At 65.0% G+C, this 24655-nt stretch carries 26 protein-coding genes, 2 tRNA genes and 1 pseudogene; 13 read left to right on the forward strand and 16 right to left on the reverse strand.

Annotated elements, in window-relative coordinates; genetic code table 11:
• Positions 1–10 precede the first annotated feature (10 nt).
• Complete coding sequence (gene der, locus AC4D6D_RS13155; protein ID WP_147215707.1) at positions 11–1387, reverse strand: ribosome biogenesis GTPase Der; 1377 nt, start codon at positions 1385–1387, stop codon at positions 11–13.
• A 176-nt stretch (positions 1388–1563) separates the two neighbouring features.
• Here der and AC4D6D_RS13160 point away from each other — a divergent pair, with 176 nt between their 5' ends.
• Positions 1564–2151, forward strand: coding sequence for a CHAP domain-containing protein (locus tag AC4D6D_RS13160; RefSeq protein WP_491325656.1), 588 nt, complete (start codon positions 1564–1566; stop codon positions 2149–2151).
• Between the two features lie 13 nt (positions 2152–2164).
• Here AC4D6D_RS13160 and AC4D6D_RS13165 read toward each other — a convergent pair whose 3' ends face one another.
• Positions 2165–2452 (reverse strand): DUF3297 family protein, encoded by a 288-nt coding sequence (locus AC4D6D_RS13165; RefSeq protein ID WP_147215711.1) that lies wholly within the window; start codon positions 2450–2452, stop codon positions 2165–2167.
• A gap of 90 nt (positions 2453–2542) precedes the next feature.
• Between AC4D6D_RS13165 and AC4D6D_RS13170 the strand changes: the two genes are divergently transcribed.
• The 5 genes from AC4D6D_RS13170 (at position 2543) to AC4D6D_RS13190 (ending at position 7331) form a co-directional block, all read left to right on the forward strand.
• Positions 2543–2617 (forward strand) — tRNA-Val (locus AC4D6D_RS13170).
• A 134-nt stretch (positions 2618–2751) separates the two neighbouring features.
• The gene (gene serS, locus AC4D6D_RS13175; RefSeq protein WP_491325657.1) at positions 2752–4191 is read left to right on the forward strand and encodes a serine--tRNA ligase; all 1440 of its coding nucleotides are present in this window, start codon (positions 2752–2754) and stop codon (positions 4189–4191) included.
• Between the two features lie 190 nt (positions 4192–4381).
• Positions 4382–5146, forward strand: a complete 765-nt coding sequence (gene surE / locus AC4D6D_RS13180; RefSeq protein ID WP_147215716.1) for a 5'/3'-nucleotidase SurE — start codon at positions 4382–4384, stop codon at positions 5144–5146.
• Positions 5143–6240 (forward strand): LysM peptidoglycan-binding domain-containing protein, encoded by a 1098-nt coding sequence (locus tag AC4D6D_RS13185; protein ID WP_491325658.1) that lies wholly within the window; start codon positions 5143–5145, stop codon positions 6238–6240. The genes surE and AC4D6D_RS13185 overlap by 4 nt, the downstream gene beginning before the upstream one ends.
• Positions 6241–6251: 11 nt before the next feature.
• On the forward strand, positions 6252–7331 hold the full coding sequence (locus AC4D6D_RS13190) for a potassium channel family protein (protein WP_491325659.1): 1080 nt from the start codon (positions 6252–6254) through the stop codon (positions 7329–7331).
• Here the strand turns inward: AC4D6D_RS13190 and AC4D6D_RS13195 are convergent.
• Positions 7323–7715: a DUF1761 domain-containing protein gene (locus tag AC4D6D_RS13195; RefSeq protein WP_491325660.1), complete on the reverse strand. Its 393-nt coding sequence runs from the start codon at positions 7713–7715 to the stop codon at positions 7323–7325. The genes AC4D6D_RS13190 and AC4D6D_RS13195 overlap by 9 nt on opposite strands.
• 159 nt (positions 7716–7874) lie before the next feature.
• On the opposite strand from AC4D6D_RS13195, the gene rimO reads away from it, so the two are divergent.
• From rimO to AC4D6D_RS13210, 3 genes are all read left to right on the forward strand, one after another.
• Complete coding sequence (gene rimO / locus AC4D6D_RS13200) at positions 7875–9257, forward strand: 30S ribosomal protein S12 methylthiotransferase RimO (protein ID WP_491325661.1); 1383 nt, start codon at positions 7875–7877, stop codon at positions 9255–9257.
• Positions 9258–9773: 516 nt separating this feature from the next.
• Complete coding sequence (locus AC4D6D_RS13205; protein ID WP_147215727.1) at positions 9774–10535, forward strand: molybdopterin-binding protein; 762 nt, start codon at positions 9774–9776, stop codon at positions 10533–10535.
• Entirely contained in the window at positions 10525–11082 is a 558-nt protein-coding gene (locus AC4D6D_RS13210; protein WP_491325662.1) for a hypothetical protein, read from the forward strand. Before AC4D6D_RS13205 ends, AC4D6D_RS13210 begins: the two co-directional genes overlap by 11 nt.
• A 7-nt stretch (positions 11083–11089) precedes the next feature.
• Here AC4D6D_RS13210 and AC4D6D_RS13215 read toward each other — a convergent pair whose 3' ends face one another.
• The 3 genes from AC4D6D_RS13215 to rplK all read right to left on the reverse strand — a co-directional run bounded on the left by AC4D6D_RS13215 (position 11090) and on the right by rplK (position 13253).
• On the reverse strand, positions 11090–11938 hold the full coding sequence (locus AC4D6D_RS13215; protein ID WP_491325663.1) for a TauD/TfdA dioxygenase family protein: 849 nt from the start codon (positions 11936–11938) through the stop codon (positions 11090–11092).
• 177 nt (positions 11939–12115) lie between these two features.
• Positions 12116–12817, reverse strand: a complete 702-nt coding sequence (rplA, locus tag AC4D6D_RS13220; RefSeq protein ID WP_147215731.1) for a 50S ribosomal protein L1 — start codon at positions 12815–12817, stop codon at positions 12116–12118.
• A 4-nt stretch (positions 12818–12821) separates the two neighbouring features.
• Entirely contained in the window at positions 12822–13253 is a 432-nt protein-coding gene (rplK, locus tag AC4D6D_RS13225) for a 50S ribosomal protein L11 (RefSeq protein ID WP_021232774.1), read from the reverse strand.
• 204 nt (positions 13254–13457) lie between these two features.
• Here rplK and AC4D6D_RS13230 point away from each other — a divergent pair, with 204 nt between their 5' ends.
• Complete coding sequence (locus AC4D6D_RS13230; RefSeq protein ID WP_491325664.1) at positions 13458–14168, forward strand: GNAT family N-acetyltransferase; 711 nt, start codon at positions 13458–13460, stop codon at positions 14166–14168.
• Positions 14169–14201: 33 nt separating this feature from the next.
• Here the strand turns inward: AC4D6D_RS13230 and nusG are convergent, their stop codons facing one another.
• From nusG to AC4D6D_RS13250, 4 genes are all read right to left on the reverse strand, one after another.
• Entirely contained in the window at positions 14202–14738 is a 537-nt protein-coding gene (gene nusG, locus AC4D6D_RS13235) for a transcription termination/antitermination protein NusG (protein ID WP_147215735.1), read from the reverse strand.
• A 28-nt stretch (positions 14739–14766) separates the two neighbouring features.
• A complete protein-coding gene (secE, locus tag AC4D6D_RS13240; protein ID WP_086493495.1) occupies positions 14767–14961 on the reverse strand; it encodes a preprotein translocase subunit SecE in 195 nt (64 codons plus the stop codon).
• A gap of 175 nt (positions 14962–15136) precedes the next feature.
• Positions 15137–16666, reverse strand: a complete 1530-nt coding sequence (locus AC4D6D_RS13245; protein ID WP_491325665.1) for a hypothetical protein — start codon at positions 16664–16666, stop codon at positions 15137–15139.
• Between the two features lie 222 nt (positions 16667–16888).
• Positions 16889–16964, reverse strand: a tRNA-Trp gene (locus tag AC4D6D_RS13250).
• 208 nt (positions 16965–17172) lie between these two features.
• Here AC4D6D_RS13250 and aat point away from each other — a divergent pair.
• A complete protein-coding gene (aat, locus tag AC4D6D_RS13255; RefSeq protein WP_491325666.1) occupies positions 17173–17973 on the forward strand; it encodes a leucyl/phenylalanyl-tRNA--protein transferase in 801 nt (266 codons plus the stop codon).
• A gap of 35 nt (positions 17974–18008) precedes the next feature.
• Here the strand turns inward: aat and AC4D6D_RS13260 are convergent.
• Together AC4D6D_RS13260 and AC4D6D_RS13265 are read right to left on the reverse strand one after the other, a co-directional pair.
• Positions 18009–18308 (reverse strand): annotated as a pseudogene (locus AC4D6D_RS13260) (DUF2155 domain-containing protein); the annotation flags it as partial.
• 128 nt (positions 18309–18436) lie between these two features.
• Positions 18437–18844, reverse strand: coding sequence for an NADH:ubiquinone oxidoreductase subunit NDUFA12 (locus tag AC4D6D_RS13265; protein ID WP_147215739.1), 408 nt, complete (start codon positions 18842–18844; stop codon positions 18437–18439).
• A 358-nt stretch (positions 18845–19202) separates the two neighbouring features.
• On the opposite strand from AC4D6D_RS13265, the gene AC4D6D_RS13270 reads away from it, so the two are divergent.
• Positions 19203–20138 carry an extracellular catalytic domain type 2 short-chain-length polyhydroxyalkanoate depolymerase gene (locus tag AC4D6D_RS13270; RefSeq protein WP_491325667.1) on the forward strand — a complete coding sequence of 312 codons (936 nt, stop codon included), beginning with the start codon at positions 19203–19205 and terminating at the stop codon, positions 20136–20138.
• Between the two features lie 5 nt (positions 20139–20143).
• Here AC4D6D_RS13270 and AC4D6D_RS13275 read toward each other — a convergent pair whose 3' ends face one another.
• Both AC4D6D_RS13275 and AC4D6D_RS13280 read right to left on the reverse strand, forming a co-directional pair.
• Positions 20144–20638, reverse strand: coding sequence for a DUF192 domain-containing protein (locus AC4D6D_RS13275; protein ID WP_491325668.1), 495 nt, complete (start codon positions 20636–20638; stop codon positions 20144–20146).
• A gap of 4 nt (positions 20639–20642) precedes the next feature.
• Positions 20643–21185, reverse strand: a complete 543-nt coding sequence (locus AC4D6D_RS13280; protein ID WP_491325669.1) for a regulatory protein RecX — start codon at positions 21183–21185, stop codon at positions 20643–20645.
• A gap of 150 nt (positions 21186–21335) precedes the next feature.
• Between AC4D6D_RS13280 and AC4D6D_RS13285 the strand changes: the two genes are divergently transcribed.
• Positions 21336–23096 carry a fatty acyl-AMP ligase gene (locus AC4D6D_RS13285; protein WP_147215748.1) on the forward strand — a complete coding sequence of 587 codons (1761 nt, stop codon included), beginning with the start codon at positions 21336–21338 and terminating at the stop codon, positions 23094–23096.
• A 272-nt stretch (positions 23097–23368) separates the two neighbouring features.
• Here AC4D6D_RS13285 and AC4D6D_RS13290 read toward each other — a convergent pair whose 3' ends face one another.
• Together AC4D6D_RS13290 and AC4D6D_RS13295 are read right to left on the reverse strand one after the other, a co-directional pair.
• Positions 23369–23830, reverse strand: a complete 462-nt coding sequence (locus AC4D6D_RS13290; RefSeq protein ID WP_491325670.1) for a DUF2721 domain-containing protein — start codon at positions 23828–23830, stop codon at positions 23369–23371.
• Positions 23831–23833: 3 nt separating this feature from the next.
• Positions 23834–24649, reverse strand: a complete 816-nt coding sequence (locus AC4D6D_RS13295; protein ID WP_491325671.1) for a class I mannose-6-phosphate isomerase — start codon at positions 24647–24649, stop codon at positions 23834–23836.
• Between the last annotated feature and the right edge of the window lie 6 nt (positions 24650–24655).

A 24655-nucleotide genomic window follows, 5' to 3' on the forward strand; every position in this document is an offset into this window, starting at 1 on the left:
GGCATTTTGCTTACTTGGCGAAGGGGTTTTTCGGCATCCGCAAGTTGAGCCGGATCGGCACAGCCTCGAAGCCCAGCTCGCGGCGCATGCCGTTGATCAGGTAGCGACGATAGCTTTCCGGCAGCAGGTCCAGACGCGTACCGAACAGCACGAAGCCCGGCGGGCGGGTCTTGGCCTGGGTGATGTAGCGCAGCTTGATGCGCTTGCCGCCCGGTGCCGGCGGCGGATTGGCCGAGAGCGCATCGTCGAACCAGCGGTTGAGCGCGGCGGTCGGCACGCGCTTGCTCCAGGCTTCGCGGATCGAGAAGCCGGTGGCGATCAGATCGTCGATGCCCTTGCCGGTCCGCGCCGAAACCGCCAGCAACGGCACGCCGCGCACCTGCGCCAGACCTTCGTCGAGGGCGCCGCGAATGCCGTTGAACAGCCCGGACGGGCCTTCCGCCACGTCCCACTTGTTGATTGCGATGATCAGCGCGCGGCCCTCTTCGAGCACCTTCGAGGCGATGGTGAGGTCCTGATGCTCCAGCCCGCGCGTGGCATCGAGCAGCAGCACGACCACTTCGGCGAAGTCGATCGCATGGCGCGCGTCGGCCACGGCCATGCGCTCCAGCTTCTCGGTCACATTGGCGCGCTTGCGCATGCCTGCGGTGTCGATCAGGCTGACCTGGCGGACTTCCTGCGTCTTGGGGTCGGTCCACTCCCAGTCCACGGTGATCGAATCGCGGGTGATCCCCGCTTCCGGCCCGGTGAGCAGGCGGTCTTCGCCGAGGATGCGATTGATGAGCGTCGACTTGCCCGCATTCGGACGGCCGACGACCGCCAGCTTGAGCGGACGGCGCAGCAGCGCTTCCTCGTCCTCTTCCTCGGGGAACTCCGGCTCTTCGGGCTGGAGCGGTTCGAGGTGCGGCAGCAGCGATTCGAACAGGTCGGCAATGCCGACGCCGTGCTCGGCAGAGAAGGTGATCGGATCGCCGAGGCCGAGCGAGTAGGCTTCGAGCACACCGCCCTCGCCCGCACGGCCTTCGGCCTTGTTGGCCAGCACGATCACCGGCACTGTCGAGGCGCGCAGCCACTGGCCGATTTCCTCGTCCAGCGGGGTCAGACCGGCGCGCGCGTCGACCACGAACAGCGCCACATCGGCGGTTTCCAGCGCCGCTTCGGTCTGCTTGCGCATGCGGCCGGGCAGCGTCTGGTCCTCGTCGTCTTCCCAACCCGCCGTATCGACGATCTGGAATTTCAGGCCGAGCAGCTCGGCGTCGCCGAAGCGGCGGTCACGCGTGACCCCCGGCTGATCGTCGACGAGCGCGAGCTTCTTGCCGACGAGCCGGTTGAACAGCGTGGACTTGCCGACGTTCGGTCGGCCGATGATGATCACCTGGGGTAACATGTTATAACTCGATAAGGGATTCCGGCCCCTAGACGAATTCCGCGCAAATGGGAACTTTCGCATTTCCGCAATGCAGCGGGAACAAAATCCTACCTCGCGATTAACCATCCCCCGAAGGATTCTCACAAGCAGACAGGGCCGAATTGAGGGGCATGAAGGGTTACCGGATCGCAATCATGCTGGGACTGGCCGGCGCGACGCTCGCGCCTGCAAGCGCCCGTTCCGCCATCGACGACGCTCTTGCCGGCATGGACGATGACCGTCCCGCCGTCGCGAAAGGCCCGGATTACCTCGAATGCGTGCCCTATGCCCGGCAGCTTTCCGGCATCCAGATCTTCGGCGACGCCCATACCTGGTGGAAGCAGGCCTCGGGCCGCTACGCCACCGGCCATGCCCCGCGCGTCGGCGCCGTCATGGCGATGGAGCCTTATGCGAATTCGCAGCTCGGCCATGTCGCCACGGTCAGCAAGGTGGTCGATTCGCGCACGATCCTGGTCAGCCATGCCAACTGGTCGCCGATCGAGGGCCAGCGCGGACGGATCGAGAAGAACGTCACCGTGCTCGACGTCTCCCCCGCCAACGACTGGAGCGAAGTGCGCGTTTGGTATCAGCCGATCCACAACCTCGGCACCACGCACTGGCCGGTCTCGGGCTTCATCTACAACGACAGGCCCGGCAAGACGGCAACGGCGGCGGCGGCGACAGCCAAAAAGAAGGGCCGCCGAAGCGACCCTATCGGCGACATCATCGCCGGAAATTATTGAAGAGAATGGTGTCTCAGATCTTGGCGACGGGCGCGTCCTCGCCGAGGTCTTCGTACCAGGCCTCGACCGGCCCCTGGAGCTTGACGGTCAGCGGATTGCCCTTGCGGTCCAGCGTCTTGCCGGCCTGAACGCGCACCCAGCCTTCGGAAATGCAATATTCCTCGACATTGGTGCGCACGGTGCCCTTGAAGCGGATGCCCACGCCGCGCTTCAGCTTGTCCTCATCGAAGAACGGGCTCTTCGGGTTGATGGCGAGGTGGTCGGGCGGCACGTCGGCGCCGGTCTTGGTCTCTTCGGTCATGCCCTCGCGATTTAATTGCAGATGGGCGCTTGTCAATTCGATCCGACTCATCTAGAGGCGCGCTTCCCCGACGGACACGGTCCATTCGGCGGGCGCGTAGCTCAGTGGTAGAGCACACCCTTCACACGGGTGGGGTCGCAGGTTCAATCCCTGCCGCGCCCACCATCTCCCCTTCGCGAGATGGCTCAAGTCTTCGGACATGTTCCCCAAGATCGCCGTTTCCCCCAGGCCCGACCGCCGCCCCAAATCTGCTGCCTCGAATCTTGCGCCTTCCGGCCTGAGACGGCATAGCGCGCGCCATGCACGATATCCGCCTTATCCGCGAGAATCCCGAAGGATTCGACGCCGGCCTCGCCCGCCGTGGGGTTGCCCCCGTGGCCGCCGACATCCTCGCCCTCGACGAGCAGCGCCGCTCGGTCGCGACGCGCATGCAGGAAGGGCAGAATCGCCGCAACGAAGCCTCGAAGGCGATCGGCAAGGCCATGGGCCAGGGCGACACCGCCACTGCCGAAGCGCTCAAGGCCGAAGTCGCCCAGCTGAAGGACACCCTCCCCTCGCTCGAAGCCGAGGAGAAGGAGCTTTCCGCACAGCTTCATAACGCACTGGCGGGCCTGCCCAATATCCCGGTGGCCGAAGTGCCCGACGGCACGGACGAAACCGAGAACCTCGAAGTCGCCAAATGGGGCACGCCCGGCACGTTCGCCTTCGAACCGAAGGAACATGCCGACCTCGGCCCGGCGCTCGGCCTCGATTTCGAGACCGGCGCAAAAATCTCCGGCGCACGGTTCACGTTCCTGAAGGGCCAGATGGCCCGCCTGCACCGCGCCCTCGCGCAGTTCATGCTGGACACCCAGACCGCCACCAACGGCTACATGGAATGCATCGTGCCGCTGCTGGTGAAGGACGAGGCCGTGTTCGGCACCGGCCAGCTTCCCAAGTTCGCGGAAGACCTGTTTATGACCAGGATCGGCGTCGATCGGGACGCCATTCGACAGGAAATTGACGCCGCGCTCGATCAAGTCCGTGATGAGGAAGAGTTTTCCGGTAGTTCCGAAAAGATATTCGAGGAAGCTAAGCGGAAAACTTATTTTGCGGTTCTAGAAGCACAGCAAAAGGCCTCCACACATCGGCGCTGGCTGATCCCGACCGCCGAAGTCTCGCTGACCAACGCGGTGCAGGACGAGATCGTCGATCTCGAAGCCCTGCCGCTGCGCATGACCGCGCTCACCCCCTGCTTCCGCTCGGAAGCGGGCGCGGCGGGCCGCGACACGCGCGGATTCATTCGCCAGCACCAGTTCGAAAAGGTCGAACTCGTCACCGTCTGCCCGCCCGAACAGTCGGAAGCCGAGCACGAGAAGATGGTCGCCGCTGCCGAATCGATTCTTCAGGCGCTGGAACTGCCCTATCGCAAGGTCCTGCTCTGCTCGGGCGACATGGGCGCGACCGCGCGCAAGACCTTCGACCTCGAAGTCTGGCTGCCGGGTCAGGCCGCCTACCGCGAGATCAGCTCGATCTCGAACTGCGGCGACTATCAGGCCCGACGCATGAACGCGCGCTTCAAGCCGGAAGGCTCGAAGAAGACCGAGTTCCTGCACACCCTCAACGGCTCCGGCCTCGCGGTCGGCCGCACGCTCGTCGCCGTGCTGGAGAACTACCAGCAGGAAGACGGTTCGGTGCTCGTTCCGGAAGCGCTCAAGCCGTGGATGGGCGGGATCGATAAGCTGGAGCCCCGGTTCTGAAGGGGCTTCGACAGGCTCAGCCTGAGCGGGGCCCGCGAGGACATTCCTCCAATCCCGCCGAGCCTGATCCTCCCCTCCGCTCATCCTGAGCCTGTCGAAGCCCGCTCATCCTGAGCCTGTCGAAGCCCGCTCATCCTGAGCCTGTCGAAGGATGATTGGACCCAACGCCCGGCCAAGTTAGAGAGACACTATGCGTATCCTGCTCACCAACGACGACGGCATCAACGCCCCCGGCCTCTACGTCCTCGAAAAGATCGCCGCCCAGCTTTCGGACGACATCTGGATCTGCGCGCCGAGCGAGGAACAGTCCGGCGCGGGCCATTCGCTGACGCTCGGCCGCCCGGTGCGGATGCGCGAACACGCGCCCAAGCGCTTCTCGGTAACCGGCACGCCCACCGATTCGGTGACGCTCGGCATCAAGAAGGCCATGCCCGGACCGCCCGACCTGATCCTCTCCGGCGTCAATCGCGGCGCCAACCTCGGCGACGACGTGACTTATTCGGGCACCGTCTCCGCCGCGATGGAAGGCGCGCTGGCGGGCATCCGCTCGATCGCGCTGAGCCAGGTCTATGCAGGCGAAGGCCACGGCAACAACGTCAGCTTCTCGGCTGCCGAGGAATGGGGCGCCAAAGTGCTGAAGCCCCTGCTCGACGCGCCTTTCGCGCCGCGCACGCTGGTCAACGTGAACTTCCCGCCTGTGGCCGGTGCCGATGTGAAGGGCATCCGCGTCGTCCGTCAGGGCTTCCACGACTATGCGCGCGGTTCGGTGGTCGAAGGCATCGACCCGCGCGGGTTCCCCTACTACTGGTTCGGCCTCCACGGCATCGAGCAGACCCCCGGCCACAAGTCCGATCTGGAAGCGATTGCCGAGGGCTATATCTCGGTGACGCCGCTCCAGCTCGACCTCACGCACGACGCCTCGCTGGCCGAGATCGCGAGCCGTTTCGAGGCATGATGCGCAAGGCTGTCCTGCTGCTGGCGGCGCTCGCGCTGCCGTTTGCTCCTGCTTTCGGCGCCGCGCCGAAGCAGGAGGCCGTGCACGTCGTCGCGGCGGGCGAGACGCTGAACGGCATCGCCAACCGCGCGGGCGTTTCCGCCGAGGCGCTGGCCAAGGCGAACGGGCTGAAGGCGCCCTATGTCGTCAGGCTCGGCCAGAAGCTGACGATCCCCCGCGCCAAGGCGGCACCGGCAAAGACACCCGCAAAGGTTCCAGCGAAGCAGCCCGATCCCGCCGCCCCGGCGAAGAAGGCCGCCGCTGCCGCGAACTCCACCGCCAAGGCTGCGATCGCCGCCGCCGGATCGCCGGAGCAAGAGAGCATCCATGTCGTCCAGCCCGGCGAGACCCTCGGCAGCATTGCGCTGGCCGCCAAGGTCCCGCGCGTGCTGATCGCCGAGGCCAACGGGTTGCAGCCTCCCTATGCCGTGCGCCTCGGCCAGAAGCTGCAAATCCCCCGCACCCGCCGCCATACGGTGAAAGCAGGCGAGACCGGCTTTTCGATCTCCTACAAGTATGCCGTCCCGTGGGAGCAGATCGCGCTCGCCAACGGTCTCGACGCAGGCGCGCCGGTCAAGCCGGGACAGGCGCTGCTGATCCCAACGCTGCTCGATCCGCCCGCGACGAACGCCGCTCCGGCCACGCCGGTCGACGCGCCCCCTCCCCCGGCGGCCAGGTCCAAGCGCTTCGCATGGCCGGTGAACGGCCCCGTCCGCCGCGGCTTCGCGAGCGGCACGAACAACCACGACGGCATCGACATCAAGGCGCCGGAAGGCACGATGGTCCGCGCCGCCGCCGCCGGAACCGTGCGCTTCGCCGGGATGGAGAAGGAGCAGTTCGGCAACCTCGTCGTGCTCGACCACGGCGACGGATGGTTCACCGCCTATGCCTTCCTCAGCCGCGTGACCGTGAAGGGCGGTGCGAAAGTGGCAGCCGGTGAGCGGGTCGGCCTCGTCGGCCACACCGGCCTCGCCAAGGGCAACGAACTGCACTTCGAAGTGCGACGGGACGGCAAGCCCGTCGATCCGCTGGACGACCTGCCGAAGGCTCCCTAAGCTGGCGGGGCATGTCGAAACGGCGCCCCGTCCGCAACCTGCTGCGACCCAACGCGATCAAGCCGCTTCGGCGCACGCTGGCGGTACCGGTCTGGGCCGATGTCGCCCTGCGGCTCGGCGGCGCATTCCTGCTGATCTTCATCGTCATCATGGTCCACTGGAGCGACCGCGCGGGCCTCAACGACGTCCACGACGGGCAGGTCAGCTTCCTCGACGTCGTCTACTTCACGATGATCTCGATCACGACCACCGGCTTCGGCGACATCGCCCCGGTCAGCGACCGCGCACGGCTGATCGAGGCGGTGCTGGTCACGCCGATCCGGCTCGCGGTCATCACCATCTTCGTCGGCACCGCCTACAATTTCATCATCAAGCGCAGCTGGGAGACATGGCGCATGAAGCGAATCCAGGAGAGGCTGGAGGACCACATCGTCGTGCTCGGCTTCGGCGTCAGCGGCTCGGAAGCGGCGAGGGAGCTGATCGAACGCGGCACCGATCCTGCGTGTATCGTCGTGGTGGACCCCGCGCAGGCGCGCCTTGCCCAGGCCGAGAAGATGGGCTGCAACGTGCTCCAGGGCGACGCCACCCGCGACGAAGTGCAGAACGCGGTTCGGGTCGGCACGGCAAGGTCGATCCTCGTCTCGGCAGGCCGCGACGATACGTCGGTACTGATCGTCCTGACCGCCCGGCACCTCGCCCCGAAAGCGCCGATCACCGTCGTCATCCGCGCCGACGACAACGAATTGCTCGCCCGCCAGGCCGGAGCCAACAATGTCATCAACCCGGTCCGCTTCACCGGCCTGCTGCTGGCGGGATCGGCGGAAGGGCAGCATATCGCCGACTATTTCTCCGACCTCGCCTCGGCGGCGGGCCGGGTCCAGCTGGTGGAGCGTGCCGTGGATCCCTCCGAGATCGGCGGGTCGCTCGACACCCTCGTCAGCGGCGGCAAGGGCCTGCGCATTTACCGCGGGACACGCACCATCGGCTTCTGGGAAGACGATGCCAGGGTGCTCAAGGCCGGAGACGTGGTGGTCGAGATCCTGCCGACGGCCTCCACCGACCGACCTCTCGCTGGCGACGAATCAGCCTAGCATCCAGAACACCAGACCCATCGCCAGATAGGCGACCAGCCAGAACAGGCAGTCCATCGCCCGCCGCATCGGCTCGGCGCGGTAGCGGACATGGGTCAGCCAGATCGCCGGAAGCACGAAGGCGATGGCGACGCCGCCGGTCTGCATGAAATAGAGCCAGGGCTTGGCCGCCAGCGTCTCGGCGCCGATTCGCGCGAAATTGTGGCCGAGCATGACCGAACTGATCAGGAACACGAAACAGACGAGGCCGTAGTTCCCCGCCCGCTCGGACTTGCGAGGCGAAAGGCTGCGCCCGTCCTGAAACGGCTGTCCGTTCCAGATCACCCCCAGCAAGACGGCAAGCGCCGCTGCGAGAACCACGGCCAACCAGTTCACCGGACCCATTGTGATGTTCCTTTTTCCAACAGCTTCTTCCTTGCGCAGGGTCTTCCCGAAGGTGCAAGGGCGCTAACGGTATGCAAGGCAGATAGGTGCGAATCATTTTCACATGATTCGTTTTTCGTGACTCTCGGCCGCAATGCGCGTATCGGGCGCGCCATCCCTATGGCTATTGAAATCCCCTCTCCGCCCAAGGTCGGCATGGTCAGCCTCGGCTGCCCCAAGGCGCTTGTCGACTCCGAACGCATCCTCACCCGCCTGCGCGCCGACGGTTACACGATGAGTCCCGACTACGCCGGGGCCGATGTCGTGCTCGTCAACACGTGCGGATTCCTCGACTCCGCCAAGGAAGAGAGCCTCTCCGCAATCGGTGAAGCGATTGCCGAAAACGGCCGCGTGATCGTCACCGGCTGCATGGGCAACGAGGCCGACGTGATCCGCGCCCGCTTCCCGGACGTGCTCGCCGTCACCGGCGCACATCAGTACGAAGCCGTGGTCGAGGCCGTGCACGAGGCAGCTCCCCCCGAGCTTTCGCCTTACGTCGACCTGATCCCGCAGGCCTACGACGAAGCGGGCGTGAAACTGACCCCGCGTCACTACAGCTATCTGAAGATTTCGGAAGGCTGCAACCACGCTTGCTCTTTCTGCATCATCCCCAGCCTGCGCGGCAAGCTGGCGAGCCGCCGCATCGACGCGGTGCTGCGCGAGGCGGAAAAGCTGGTTCAGGCGGGCACCCGCGAACTGCTGGTCATCAGCCAGGACACTTCGGCCTATGGCGTCGACGTGCGCCATGAGACGCGCATGTGGAAGGACCGCGAGGTCCGCACCCACATGACCGATCTCGCCCGCGAACTGGGCCAGCTCAGCGATTCGCAGGGCCGCAAGCCCTGGGTGCGCCTGCACTACGTCTACCCCTACCCGCACGTCGACGCGGTGATTCCGCTGATGGCGGAGGGGCTTATCACGCCTTACCTCGACATTCCCTTCCAGCATGCGGCGCCCTCGGTGCTCAAGTCGATGAAGCGCCCGGCCAACGAGGCCAAGGTGCTCGACCGCCTGCACAAGTGGCGCGAGATCTGCCCGGATATCGCCATCCGCTCCAGCTTCGTGGTCGGCTTCCCCGGCGAGACCGAGGCGGACTTCCAGTACCTGCTCGACTGGCTGGACGAGGCCCAGCTGGACCGCGTCGGCGCGTTCCGCTTCGAGCCGGTCGAAGGCGCCAGCGCCAACGACCTGCCGAATGCCGTGCCGGAAGAGGTCAAGGAAGAGCGCTACGCCCGCATCATGGAGAAGACCGCCGCGATCAGCGCCGCCAAGCTCCAGGCCAAGGTCGGCCGCATCCTGCCCGTCATCATCGACGAAGTGGGCGAGCCGGACGAAGATGGCGACATCGGTGCAACCGGCCGCTCGCAGGCCGATGCTCCCGAAATCGACGGCAACGTCTTCCTGCGCGGCGCCTCGAAGGACCTGCAAGTGGGTGATATCGTTGACGTTCTCATCGAGGATGCCGACGAGCACGACCTCTACGGCGCTTTCACCGAAGTCTGAATGCGGATCGGGTGGCAGTTGCAATCCTTGCAACGTTGCCCAATTTTTTCGCATTTGCAGCGAATCGGTGCCAGGAGCATATGGAGCAGGCCTTTCAGGCATCCTCTCCCAAAAACTTTCCAAAGGCTGGTCTCCGGACCGGCCTTTTTTTTGCGCATCGCGGGCGGGTTATCTGCTTTATACGCTGTCGCCGGTCCCCTTCCCGACTTACCCTCGCAATGACGAAACGGCTAACTCCGACAAGCGCTCCGCATGCATTTACGGCAACTCGCCCTCCTCGGCAAAAAGCCCGAAAAGCGGCACTAAGTCCATGACTTGCACGTCATGCAACACTCCCTCATTTTTTCGCATTTGCAGCAAAACATGTCCAAGGTCATAAGGATCGGGCCTTTCAGGCATCCTCTCCCAAAAACTTTTCATAGGGCTGGTCTTCGGATCGGCCCTTTTTTTTGCCCGTTTTCCAGGCGAAAGCCGCCATGGCTGGCAGTCGGCGCGGCTTTGCCCTAGCCATGCGACATGGCCGAATCCTCGCGAATCTACACCGCCGCCCTCGTCGTCATTGGTGACGAGATCCTCTCCGGTCGCACGCACGACAAGAACATCGCGCAAGTGGCGACCTGGCTTCAGGTGCAGCGCATCCGCCTCCGGGAAGTGCGCGTGGTCGCCGACGACACGGCCGCCATCGTCGAGGCGGTGAACACCCTTCGCATCCGCAACGACTACCTCTTCACCACCGGCGGCATCGGCCCGACCCACGACGACATCACCGTTGACGCCATCGCCGAGGCGCTCGGGGTGCCGGTCATCGTGCACCCGGAAGCGCGCGCCATCCTCGAAACCTATTACGAGACGCGCGGCGGCCTTACCGAGGCGCGGCTACGGATGGCCCGCACGCCCGAGGGCGCCAGCCTCATTCCCAACCGCTACACCGGCGCGCCGGGCATTCGCTACGAGAACGTCTTCATCATGGCGGGCGTCCCCAGCATCACCGCAGGCATGCTCGACGCGCTTTCCGGCCAGCTCGAAGGCGGCGCGCCGCTGCTGTCGGAGACGATCGGCTGCTGGGTCGGCGAAAGCGAGGTCGCCGAACTGCTGCGCCAGACCGAGAAGGCCCATGAGACCTGCCAGATCGGCTCCTACCCGTTCTGGGGCGAGGGCCGCACTGGTGCCAATTTCGTGATCCGCTCGGTCAGCGCCGAGGATCTCGCCGCCTGTACGCGCGCGCTGATCGAGGGACTGGAGGCGATGGGCCGTCCGGCAGTGCCCGGTGGCATCTGAAACCGTCGCCGCGCTTGTCCTGATGGCCTCCTCGATCCCTGCCCCGCTTGCCGCCGCGCCGACCCTTGAAGCCTTCGAGAGCGTCCTGAGCCGCCACGACAGCGCCACGCTCGCGCTGGAGGAATGGTGCATGGCACGCGGCTTCGCGCAGCCCGCCAGAGTGACCGCGCAGTTGGTCACAGGCGGCGAACAGGCCCCTGCCGCCGAGATCGGCACCAGCCTCGGCCTTGCGAAAGGAGAAACCGTAGCCTTGCGCAATGTCAGGCTGAGCTGCGGCACCAGAGTGCTGTCGATCGCGTGGAACTGGTACGTCCCCGAGCGCCTGACGCCGGAAATGAACGAGACGCTGCGATCGAGCGACACGCCGTTCGGCAAAGTCGTCGCCCCGCTGCACTTTCGGCGCAAGCCGCTGGCGGTGATCCCCGGCCCGGCGGCGAATTGCCCCGCCGGGACGATCTCGACGCATCAGGCGATGCTCATCCTGCCCGACGGCCGCCCGCTGGCCTATCTCGTGGAATGCTACACCGCGGCGAACCTGGCACCCTGAGCCTCGCTCAGGCCGCCACCACCTCGGTCCCGGCAATCGAGGTCCGGTGCATCATGCGCCCGGTCGAACTGTCGTAGGGGATCGCCCGGTGCATCGCGCCGGTATTGTCCCAGATCACGAAGTCGCCTTTCGTCCACTTGTGCCGCAGCGAAAACGCGGGCTGCGCCGCCCATTCCTGCAAGCGGATGAGCATGGCCCGCCCGGCAGGCACTTCCATGCCGACGACATGATCCGCCGTCGTGCCGATCACCAGCGACTTGCGGCCGGACTCGTGCGTCCAGACCAGCGGATGCTCCTTGACGAGGCCGATGCCCAGAACGCGCTCGCGGTGCTTCTCGGGAATGGCGTCGGCGATCGGCGAAAGGCTGGCCCGCACCGAATGCACCGCCTTGAGGCCGTCCAGCGCCCGCTTCTCCTCCTCCGGAAGCCCCTCGTAAGCGGCATAAGTGCTGGCGAACTCCGTCTCGCCGCCGATGGCAGGCGCGATGCGGCAGGACAGCAGTGTCGCGAAAGGCGGCGGCATGTCCACGGTAATGCCGTCCATGTGCCAGAAGAAGGTACCCAGCACATATTCGGGCTGCGGGTTGATCTTCTCGTCCAGCGTGACCTGGTAGACGTCGGCATCGTTGTTCTGGACGTTGTTGCGCGCGGTCAGGCGCACTCTTTCGCCCATGGCTCCGGTGATCGCTAGCTGCTCGGCGTCGGTGAGGTTCAGTTCTGGAAACACTACGACCGTGCGCGCCTCCACCTGGGCGCGGATCGCCAGCGCGGCTTCGGGCGTGAAGATATCCGCGCGATCGTCCCAGACGACGCGCGAGCCGATGTGCTCCTTGATGTCCTCGAATCGGATGGCCATGGCGGCACGCTCTCCAGTTTATCGTTTTGAACAGTTGTTCAGCGCGAATTACACCGGTGAGCGGCGCGCCGCAAGACGAAGCGCTCCGCCGGGAGATCGCTGCAACGAAAAAAGGGCCGGAGGTTTCCCTCCGGCCCTTCTATCCGTTTCGCCGATCCCGAAGGATCGTGCGCCAAATCAGGCGCCGGCGATCTCAGTCGTGTCGATCTTCAGGCCGGGGCCCATCGACGACGACAACGAGATCTTGCGAACGTACTTGCCCTTCGAGCCCGAGGGCTTGGCCTTGACGATCGCATCGACGAATGCGCTGAAGTTGGTCAGCAGGTCGGCGTCCGAGAACGACATCTTGCCGATACCGGCGTGGATGATGCCCTGCTTTTCGACGCGGAACTCGATCTGGCCGCCCTTGGCGTCCTTCACGGCCTGCGTGACGTTCGGGGTCACGGTGCCGAGCTTCGGGTTCGGCATCAAGCCCTTCGGACCCAGCAGCTTACCGAGACGGCCGACGACGCCCATCATGTCCGGGGTGGCAATGACGCGGTCGTAGTCGAGGTTGCCGGCCTGCATGTCGTCCATGAGGTCTTCCGCACCGACCTTGTCGGCGCCGGCGGCGAGAGCTTCCGCAGCCTTGTCGCCCTTGGCGAACACGGCGACGCGAACGGTCTTGCCGGTGCCGGCCGGAAGCGAAACCATGCCGCGAACCATCTGGTCGGCGTGACGCGGGTCGACGCCCAGGTTCATCGCGACTTCGACGGTTTCGTCGAACTTGGTCGTCTTCAGGTCGCGCAGGGTCTGCAGCGCGTCAGCGACGGGGTAGAGCTTGAGGTTGTCGCCGAGCTTCGCGGTCAGCGACTTCTGCTTCTTGGTCACCTTGGCCATGGAATCAGCCCTCCACCACTTCGAGGCCCATCGCGCGGGCCGAACCTTCGATGATCTTGGTGGCGGCATCAATGTCGTTGGCATTGAGGTCGGCCATCTTGACCTGGGCGATCTCGGCAAGCTGCGAGCGCTTGACCGTACCGGCGCTGATCTTGCCCGGCTCCTTCGAGCCCGACTTCAGGTTCACGGCCTTCTTGATGAGGAAGGTCGCCGGGGGAGTCTTGGTGACGAACGTGAAGCTGCGATCCGCATAGACCGTGATGATGGTCGGGATCGGCATGCCCTTTTCGAGTTCCTGCGTGGCGGCGTTGAAAGCCTTGCAGAACTCCATGATGTTCACGCCGCGCTGACCCAGCGCAGGGCCGATCGGCGGGGACGGCGTGGCGCTGCCGGCCTTGACCTGCAGCTTGATGTAACCTTCGATCTTCTTGGCCATGTGGCCACTCCTTTCACACTTTCACACCTGCCGGGCAGATGCTCATGTTTAGCGGTCTTACGGACGCCGGGGCATCCTCCCGCAGGGAATCGGCTCGGCACGAGGCCGCTCCGAAGGGCGCGCCCCTAAACCATATCCGGCGAAAAGGAAAGAGCCGGTTTCGCCCTTTCCGTCGCGGGTTGCCGCCGCCATATGCCTGGCGACATGACGGACAATCCACTCGACAATTTCATCTGGTCGGCTCTCTCCGGAGAGCAGGCCATGTTCTCCATCGGCGAAGAGCACGCCCGGCGCTTCGATCCCGCGATCGGCCCGCTCGCAGGCCTGCGCGACCTTTCGCCGGAGAGTCTCGCCGCCTTTGCCCAACTGGTGCGGACGACCGGCACGGCAGCGCTCGGCCTCACCGGTGTTACAGAGGACCTCCCTGTTCCCGGCACGCAGATCCTGCGCGGGGCGGAGGGCGTGCAGATGGTGTTCGACGGCGATGCGGAGGCCCTCTCGGAATTCGAACGGGCTTCGGCAGACCCGCGCATCGTACCGCTGGGCGAAAGCGACTATCCGGAGATGCTGGAACTCGCCCTGCTCACCGAACCCGGCCCCTTCGCCGAGCGCACCGGCGATCTCGGGCAGTTCTGGGGAGTCCGCGAGAACGGACGACTTCTGGCCATGGCGGGCCAGCGGGTGCGCACGGCGAGCCATGTCGAAGTGAGCGGCGTCTGCACCCATCCCGAAGGTCGCGGCAAGGGCTATGCCGCCCTGCTCTCGCGCCGCGCGGCCGGAGCGATCCTCGCGGACGGGCGCTGCCCGCTGCTGCATAGCTATGCCGACAACGAAACGGCGCTGGCGCTCTACCGGAGGCTGGGCTTCGTCGAGCGCGCCCGTGTGCGCTTCACGATCTATACGCCGCTGCCATAACGAAAAAGGCCGGGCATTTGCCCGGCCTTCCGATCACTTGCTGAGTTCGACGTGCTCGAAGTCGAGTTCGACCGGCGTCGCACGGCCGAAGATCGAAACCGCGACCTTGACCTTGTTCTTGTCGAAGTCGAGTTCCTCGACGAGGCCGTTGAAGCTGGCGAAGGGACCGTCGAGGACCTTCACCGAATCGCCGATCTCGTAATCGATGTTGACGGTCTTGCGCGGGGCGGCGGCGGCGGCTTCGGCAGCACCGAAGTAGCGCGCGGCCTCGCTCTCGCTGATCGCCTGCGGCTTGCCGCTCGAACCCAGGAAGCCGGTGACTTTCGGGGTGTTCTTGACGAGGTGGTAGACGTCGTCGTTCATCGCCAGCTTGGCGAGCACGTAACCGGGCATGGTCTTGCGTTCGGTCTGGACCTTCTTGCCGCGCTTGACCTCGGTGATGGTCTCGTGCGGAACCTGAACGTCCTCGACAAGCTGCGAAAGCCCCATACGCTCGGCTTCCGAGAGGATGGATTCCTTCACCTTGTTCTCGAAACCGGAATAGGCGTGGATGATGTACCAGCGGGCCATGATTCTCTCTTTAAGCTAGTTCAGGCGATCACAGCAGCGACAGGATCGAGCTGACGACCCAGCCGAACAGCGCGTCGATCCCCAGGAAGAACACCGCGAGAAAAACCGTCATGATTCCGACGAAGATCGCCGTCGTCACCGTCTCCTGGCGCGAGGGCCAGTAGATCTTGGAGGTTTCCGTGCGCACCTGGCGGATGAATTCGCCGGGACTGGTCTTGGCCATGACTGTCGTTCTCGCGTCTCTTGCCTGCTGCCTGAGCAGAAAAATTGCATCTCTTCCGGCTAGGGGCCATCGCCGCCCCGGCCGAGGCCGGGAGGGGCAGATGCGATCCTCATGTCGGAAGGAACCGCCGACTTAACCCCGACCTGCCCGTTTTGCAAGGTCTGGCGAAGATGCTTTACGTGCCGGGAGCAGAAGGATCGGCGAGGCGCGCCAGGAACGAATTCTCACTGGAATAGAGAATCCGCGCCCCATCCGGCAGCGCCACCGGCTTGATGCGACCAATGTACCAGAGATACTCGGCATGGCGGGCCGGGCCGAACTTGCGCAGATCGATGTGCTGGCGCGGCGAATAGAGGATGCGCTGGCTGGGATCGGCAAAGCGGTACGACAGGTCGCGCATCGACAGCATATGCACATCGGGCAGCGCGAAGTTGGAATTCTCCATCGCACTGCGGCGCACCACGGCATAGGAGCCGAAGTGCTCGAACGGGCCGAAGCGCCACTGGATGCGGGGGATCGCCACCGCCGTGGCGACGCGGGCGCCTTCCGGCACCTGATCGAGCGCGGCGATGAGCTGGCGTGCGGTCTGTGCGTCTTCGTACCACACGACCGTCGTCACCGCCGTTCGCGAGACGAACAGCGCCGCCGCCGCCACGACCATCCAACGCCGGATCGGCAGGTCGATCGCAAGGCAGGCGACCATCAGCGCGGTTGTGCTGAGGCGATAGTCGGCATAGTCGCCGCCGAAGATCTGGCGCGGCACGATCAGCGTCAGAACCAGCAGGATCAGCGCCGCCCAGCCGAACCGGCCGTCGATACGCTTGCGCAGCAAGGCCCAGCCGAGCACCAGCAGCACCAGGTCGAGGCTGATGATGTCGAAATAGAAGTCGAAGCTGCGCATCGCCTTGTAGAGGATGCCCCACTTGTATTCGAGCACGTAGCGCCCGTAGGACACCTTCGAATTGGCCCCCATGCCGATCAGCATCGGCAACAGCGGGAAGATCAGCGGCCAGGGTTTCACGAAGGGGCGCCAGTCCAGCCAGCTGCGGCGGCGCGCCCATTCGTAGCCGAACAGCATCACGCCCATCACGCCCCAGCCCGAGACGTGGCAGAGCCAGACCACGAAGCTGATCGGCACCATGACCGCCCAGCGCCACGGCTTGCCCTCCAGCTTCACCCAGAGCGCGAACGTGAACAGCCCCAGCGCGATCGACAGCGCATAGTTGAGGAAGCCCATCAGCAGCGAGGGCGACCAGATCATCGCGAAGGCGAGAATCGGCCCGACGCCCAGCTTGCGGCCGAGCGAACGGCAGGCCGCCACGATCGACAGGCCGGTAAGGAAGGGAATCATCGCCACGATGATTCGGCCCGCCTGCTCCAGCCCGAAGACCGGCGCCATCGGCACCATCAGCAGCTCGACGCCGAGATTGCCGGTCCACTCCCAGTTGAACACGAAATAGCGCGTCAGATAGGGATCGGCCCCGTGGTCCAGCGCGACCTTGTAGCCGGCCAGATGCGAAGGGTAGTCCGTCATCTGCGGGGCCCAGGCGACGAGCGCGGGCAAGGCGGCCACCGCCGACAGCACCACGCCCAGCACGAGCGCCTTGTCCTGCCCCAGCAGCTCGGCCAGACGCTGCCACAGGCCGCGCCATTTGCCGTTGTTCAGTCCGATCTGTTCCGCTTGCGGTTGCGCGGTTCCGTGCATCAGCGCCTGTATCTTTCTCGAGAAAGCCCCCGAACGATTTTGGTCCGGGCTGCCGACCGGGGTCGATGCGGATGCCCGATTCGCCAAACGCGGCTCTCTAATCGCAGTGCCGCGAATGACAAGGGACGCACGGTATCGCGCTTCTCCGTTTATCGCAATTGCAGCACGAAACGCGAAACGCCCGCTTCCGATCAATTCGGTAGCGGGCGTTTCAGGAAATGCTGGCAGGAGTGCACGGACTCGAACCGTGGGCCCTCGGTTTTGGAGACCGATGCTCTACCAACTGAGCTACACTCCTGCGGGCGAGGAGGCCTCTAGAAGGAGACGGCGGGGATTACAAGAGGGTTACGGCGGCAGGACGGAAGATAATTCACAGGCTTGCATTTTGCCGGCGCAAAAGCCCAGATAACACGGCAAATACCATGGGTTTCCATGGACCGCCCGGAGCCGGAACGAAGCACTTCGTTCCGGCCACAAAGACATTTCAGGATACCGCCGCCAGGATCATGCACGCCCCCACTACCCCGACCATGATCGAACCCGACCTGCTGATGCTGGCCTATCGCAGCGGAATCTTCCCGATGGCGGACAGCCGCGACGATCCCGAAGTGTTCTGGATCGAGCCGCGTCTGCGGGCGATTCTCCCGCTGGGCGGCTTCCATCTCTCGCATTCGCTGGCGCGGACGCTGCGCCGGGGGCGATTCTCCGTCACCTGCAACGCCGCCTTCTCCGAGGTCATGGAAGCCTGCGCAGCACCGCGCCAAGTGAGACCCGACAGCGACGACGACAGCGGAAGCTGGATCAGCCACCGCATCCAGGCGAGCTACGAGCAGTTGCACGCGCTGGGCCATGCCCATTCGATCGAAGTCTGGCAGGATAACGACGGTCGGCGCGAACTCGTCGGCGGTCTCTACGGCGTCGGTTTCGACCGGGTGTTCTGCGGCGAGAGCATGTTCTCGCGTCGGACCGATTCGTCGAAAGTGGCACTGGCCTATCTGGTCGCCGCGCTGAGGCGTGCGGGCGCGACGCTGCTCGACTGCCAGTTCATGACCCCGCACCTCGCCTCTCTGGGTGCGGTGGAAATGCCGCAGAAGCGTTATCTCACGCTGCTGCGCGAGGCTCAGTCGGTAGCGGGAACTTCGGCAGCCGGGGCCGGACTCGGCGAAGCCGGAGCGGCGGAAGCGGCCGGGGAAGGTGCTCCGCTCGGCTTGCCTGCCGCCTTCGCCGGACTTTTCGCCGCATTGCCGGATGCCGATTCTTCCTCACCCGGGAAAGTCATCGCGCAGCTCTTGACCCAGACGTCATAGACCGGGTGTTCGACCGCGTTGAGCGCGGGCGAATTCTTGAACAGCCAGCCCGAGAAGACCTTGTGCCAGCCGAGCTTGTCGGCGGCGCTGCGGCGCTCCTCGACAAAGGCCTGGACGAAAGCGCCCTCTTCCTGCGGCTGCTCCCAGGGGAGTGACTTCTCGCATGTGGCGACCTTGACCACGAGGTTGCCGATGCGGCGCGCCTCGCCCGGCTTCATCACCAGGTCCTGGGTCAGGTTGTTGCGCTTGTTGAGGACGCCCAGCGTGACCACGCGGTCCTTGTTGGGCGTGCCGATCTGCTGGCCCTTGGCGGCCTGCGCAGGTCCCGCCTGCATCCCGGCGATCGCATCGGGAACGCTGGTATCCTGTGCCTCGGGCGCCGGTTCGCCCTTGCCACATCCGGACAGGAGCGGCAGCAGGACGAGAATCGGCGCGAAGGCGGAAAATCGCGTCACGGAAGCTCTCAGGCTTCCGGCGACCAGGCTTCGTAGTCGCCCGTAGCGGCAGCACGCTTGCCGCCCCGCTCCAGAGCGCCCTGCGGACGATAGGCGGTGGCCGTGCCGGTGGCATTGGGGGTGTAGTCCACTTCCCAGATGCGCGCGGGCGCCAGATGGCTCTCGGGCACGCCGTCATAGGAGTGGTGCAGCCAGCCGTGCCATTCGGAGGGGACGTTGCTGGCGTCGTTGGCGCCGGCATAGATCACCCAGCGGCGTTCCCATCCCTCGGTCGTGCGCACTTTGGCGGACTTCGAACGATAGTACTTGTTGCCCTGCGCGTCGGTGCCGACGTGCTCGCCGTTACGCGAGCTCCAGAGCGAGGTGCCGATGGTGGCGCCGTCCCACCAGGTGAAGATCTTGGACAGGATTCCCATGAGCCGCGCGTTAGCGCTGTTCACCGCCGATGCCAAGCATGTTCCCAAACGAAAACGACAAGGTTCCGGCAATCGAGGAAGCTTAGCAGGGGACATCTCCTCCGCTTCGGAGCTATCTGCCCGTCCCTGCACATCGATTGCATGCTGGACATGCCCTCCCGCCCGCATCACGCTGCCATGCGGGAGAGACGCTCGAAGGCGCTTGGTTTGGCAACGACCCCGGGGAGGGTTCCGCATGCGTAAACAGACTATCGCGCGACTTGCATTTGTCGCTCTGGCTCCTTTGGCCTTTTCAATCGCCGCGCCTTCATCCGGCGCCAGGACTACCGGTACACTCTCGAACTTGCCCGCCCTCGGCGTGGACGCGAATCACGTGACGGTCTCCGGCCTGTCTTCGGGCGGGTTCATGGCGGCGCAGTTTTCGGTGATCCATTCCGCCACTGTCAGCGGCGTCGGCATTGTCGCGGGTGGGCCTTACGGTTGCGGCCTGCTCGGTCTGACGGTGGTCAAGACCTGCATGACCGGCTCGCCTTCCGGCTCTGGAGCAAGGCTCGCCGCGCAGATCAACGAGATGAGCGGCCTGATCGACCCACTCGCCAATGTGAAGGGGCAGCGGGTCTATCTGTTCCGCGGCGCTTCGGACACGGTGGTCGGGCAAGGCGCGCTCGATGCGCTGCGCGAGTTCTACAAAGGCGTCGGAGTGCCTGCGGAGAACCTCCAATATCTCGCGAGCTTCCCGGCGGAACACGCCTTCCTCTCGCTGACGGCCAAGTCGACTTGCGCCTATCTCGGCGGGCCATACGTCAATCACTGCGGCGCCGACGGGACCGTCGGCGGCCAGCCCCGCTACGACCAGCCCGGCGCGATTCTCACCAAGGTCCTGGGCGGCACCATCACGCCGCCCGCCACCAAGCTGTCGAGCGCGCCGCAGGCCTTCGCACAGTCACCCTACCTCTCGCCGCTGAGCGCCATGGCGGCGACGGGCTATGTCTACGTGCCCAAGCCGTGCAGCACGGCGGGGGCCAATTGCCGCATCCATGTCGTGTTCCACGGCTGCGAGCAGGCGGCCGCCTATACCGGCGATGCCGTCTACGGGCAGCTTGGCTACAATGCCTGGGCCGATACGAACCGGATCGTCGTGCTCTATCCGCAAGTCGAGAAGAGCATGCTTTCCGGCAATCCGATGGGCTGCTGGGACTGGTGGGGCTACACCGGGGCCTTCGCCACCCGCTACGGCCCGCAAACGCAATCGGTGCAGGCGATGATCGATCAACTCGCCAAAACCGGCAGCTGACCCGCCTACCAGTCCACCCTGTCGCCGGGTGCGATGCCGAGTTCGGCCGCGCGCCCGGCGTTCAGCTCCAGCACGGCGATCACCGGCCCTGCCGAGGGCAGCGGCGTCTCGTCGTAAGGCACGGCATCGGCGGCAATGTTGAGAACGCGTTGATCCGGGCCGATGAACAGAAGGTCGAGCGGGATCACCGTGTTCCTCATCCAGAACGCCGCCTTGCGCGGCGTCTTTTCAGGGAAGATCATGCCCTCGTCCGTGCCCATGGCGGTGCGGAACATCAGTCCCCTGGCCTGCTCGGCCTCGCTCGCCGCCACTTCGACCCGAAATACATGCGACTTTCCGCCCGATACAACAGTGAGCGGAACCACGGCCAATCCCGATTCGGGATGGACCGATTTCACTTCCTTTGTCGTGCCTCCAGCTTCCGCGCCGTCTTTCGAACAGGCAGCGGGCAAGAGCAGCACGGGCGCCAACAGACAGAGGACAAGGTTCCGGTTCAACATCGCCTCAGTCGTCTCCCGCCTCGGACACCCAGGCCTCGGCATCTTCCGGAGTCTCGGCATCGATGATCGCGCGCGCCACGTCGAGCCGGTGCCCTGCCCGCAGCATCGCGCCTATATGCTTTTCCCGCAGCGGCCTGTCCGCCTCCTGAACGCAAAACGGCCCGAACCGCCGCCGCCGCGCCAGCACCAGCGCCGCCTGGCGCTCGGCGGCCTCGTCGGGGCGAACATCCTCGCGCAGGGATTCGTCCAGCCCGGCATGGCCCAGCGCCTCGCCCACCCGCCGCGCGCCGTAGCCGCGACGCAGCAGGCTGCCCGCCTTCATCCGCGCCCAGCCCGCATCGTCGACATAACCCAGTTCGACATAGCGCCCGATCAGCCGCTCCAGATCGGGCGCCTCGCCCCCGCCCCAGCCCCGTTCGCGCAGCTTGCGTTGCAGATAATCGCGCAGCTTCCCTTGCGTCGTGGCAAAACGCGCGACATAGGCCAGCGCCAATTCTTCCAGGCGCGGTGCGGTAAGGGGTTGCGGATTGCGACGCTTGACGGACATCTTGCCCTATTCGTGCCACAGTCGGCTCGGATTGGGGAGAGCGCACGGAACCGCGTCGTGCGGATTTGCTGCCTCCGGTGTTGAAAAACCGGGTGTCGGCACGGGGTTCCGGTGAGAATAAACGGTATAACAACAACGGGTTAGAACGAAATGAACGACACCATCAACGTGGTGCCGCGAGCGATCGAAGCACTTGTCGCCACGCCTAACGACGACGCGCTTGCCCGCCGCTTTGCCGATTTCGACACCTTCTGCGATGCGCTCGACTATGCGGCGCAAGGTCAGCGCGGCTTCAATTTCCACGATCCGCGCGGCACGCTGAAGCAGGTCTATCCGTTCAGTCAGCTGCGCACGGATTCGCTGAAGGTCGCCCATGCGCTGATCGCGCGCGGCGTAAAACCGAACGACCGCGTCGCCCTGATCGCCGAAACCGGCCCCGACTTCGCGGCGCTGTTCTGCGGCGTCGTCTACGCCGGTGCCTGGCCGGTGCCGCTGCCGTTGCCCACCAGCTTCGGCGGCAAGGACAACTATATCGAACAGCTCGCCGTCCAGCTTTCCAGCTCGGACCCGATGCTGCTCGTCGGCCCGGACGAGATCGCCGAAATGACCGCCCAGGCCGCGACGCGCCAGGGCTGCGACCATGCCACCTGGGCAGACTTTGCGGCCAAGGATGCGCCCGAAGTCGCCCTGCCCAAGGCCGGTCCGGACGATATCTGCTATCTGCAGTATTCCAGCGGCTCGACCCGCTTCCCGCACGGCGTTGCCGTCACCCACCGTTCGCTGATGTCGAACCTCGCCGCGCACAGCCACGGCATGGAACTGATCGACAGCGACCGCTGCATCTCGTGGCTGCCCTGGTATCATGACATGGGCCTGGTCGGCTGCTTCCTCTCGCTGATCGCCAACCAGGTCTCGGGCGACTACCTCAAGACCGAGGACTTCGCCCGCCGCCCGCTGGCATGGCTCGACATGATCACGCGCAATGAGGGCACCTCGATCTCGTACTCGCCGACTTTCGGCTACGACATCTGCGCCCGCCGCATCTCCAGCCAGAGCCATGTCGACGACCGCTTCGACCTGTCCCGCTGGCGCCTCGCCGGCAACGGCGCCGACATGATCCGCCCCGACGTGATGCAGAGCTTCGTCAATGCCTTCGCGCAGGCAGGCTTCAAGGCGACCGCCTTCCTGCCCAGCTACGGCCTTGCCGAAGCGACGCTGGCCGTCACCATCATGCCGCCGGGCGAAGGCATCCGCGTCGAACTGGTCGAGGAAGAACGCCTCTCCGGCACCCCGCGCGACCTCAGCCGCCCGGCCCGCTACCGCGCCATCGTCAACTGCGGCAAGCCCGTGCGCGACATGGAAGTCGTGATCCGAGGCGAGAACGGCGACAGCCTTTCCGACCACAAGATCGGCAAGGTCTGGTGCCGCGGCACCAGCGTCATGCACTCCTACTTCCGCGATCCCGAAGCGACCGAGGCCTGCCTCGTCGATGGTTGGCTGGACACCGGCGACATGGGCTACATGGCCGATGGCTACCTGTTCATCGTCGGCCGCGCGAAGGACATGATCATCATCAACGGCAAGAACCACTGGCCCCAGGACATCGAATGGGCCGTGGAACAGCTGCCGGGCTTCAACCACGGCGACATCGCCGCCTTCTCGGTGGAAACCGACAATGGCGAGGAAGCCCCCGCCGTGCTCGTCCACTGCCGCGTCTCCGACCCGGTCAAGCGCATTGAACTGCGCGACCTGATCCGCGACAAGGTGCGCTCGATCACCGGCATGAACTGCGTGGTCGAACTGGTGCCGCCCAAGAGCCTGCCGCGCACCAGCTCGGGCAAGCTCAGCCGCGCCAAGGCGAAGAAGCTCTACCTTTCGGGCGAGATCGAGCCGTTCAAGCTCGCCGCCTGATCGAAGCTTTCAGATAGAGGAACGGGCCGGAGAGCATTGTGCTTTCCGGCCCGTTTTCTTTTCAAGAACAAGAGATAAGCAGGGGAGCATAGCCCCCCTGCACCCCCATTACCGTATAGGTGGGGGCACTCCCTCATCTTTGCGCCCAGATTGCCCGAAGGGCCATAAATGCCCTGCGGGCGGCCGCAAGGAGCGCACAACGACTAGGCAAGGCACAACGAAGACAGTTTTGGGGGTGCAGGGGGTGTTGACCCCCTGCTTTTCCCTTTTCTTCAAATAGTCCGATGCAATTCCAGATAATCGCGCGGAATGCTCAGAGCTTCCTTCGCCACCTGGGTCTCGCGCAGGAACAGCACCAGCGCCACCAGCAGCAGCACGATCGAGGCGAGGAAGATCACCGCCGCGACGCCGTGAAGGTTCAAGCCTGCCAGTCCCTGAAGGAACAGCACCGCCACGGTCGTACCGATGCACAGCGCCGAGAGCACCATAAAGCGGATCGCATTGGTGATGATGTTGATGCGCTTGTCGACCAGACGGATTTCGAGGACGACCATGTCATGTTCGGCCCCCGCCGTCCGGTTATGCCGTTCCTGAAGCTCGCGCGCGCGATCGACCACCCGGCCGAGGCGACTGGAGAGGATGTTCAGGATATTGCCGATGGCGACGAGCACGAAAACGGGCGTCAGCGCCAGCTGGATGGTCTGGACGATCATGGCATCGTTTATGTCTGACACAGGTCAGTCTGCACAGGCGCGGGCAAGCAGGCAGACGCCGTTTTCCGCAAATTCGATCTCGTCCAGCGAAGCGGCCAGTCCGCAACCGCCGGGCGCAACGGTTTCGTTGCCAATGGTCACCGAACCTTCGCGCGGGATCACCAACAGGGCTTGCGGATAGCGGGCCGCGACGTCCGGCGACGGCTTGCCCGCAACCTGATCGAGCAGGAACAGCGGTCCATCGACGAGGGTCGCGCTGCCTTCGGCGGGAACGCGCTTGTGCCAGCGAGCGAGATCGTAGACCTCGCCGCGAGAGACGGCCATGCCCTCATCAAGGTGCAGTTCGCGCGGACGGCCGTAGTCGTAGAGACGATAGGTGATATCGCTGTTCTGCTGGACTTCGATCAGGCTGACCCCGACGCCGATGGCGTGGACGGTATTGGCCGGAATGTAGAAGAAATCGCCCGGCGCCACTTCGTGCCAGGTCATCAGGCCTTCGATCGAACCGTCGAGAGCCGCCTCGCGCATGGCCTGCTCGTCGATCGGCGCATCGAAGCCGATGCCGAGCGTGGCGCCGGGTTCGGCGGCCACGATCAGCCAGCACTCTTCCTTGCCCTGCTTGCCCAGCCCCTTGGCGAGCGTCTGGGCATCGCTGGGGTGCACCTGAACCGAAAGCTTCTCGCTGGTGAAGATGTACTTCACCAGCAGGTCGGGCAGCGCTGCGGGCGGCTCGAACCAGATCTCGCCAATGCGTTCACCGTCCGGAGCCTTGAACGGCGCGGGCAGCACATCCTTGCCCCAGGGCTTTTCGACCTGGCGGATCGGCAGTGCAGCAGTCATCGATAT

Source organism: Novosphingobium sp. BF6, from assembly GCF_058273105.1.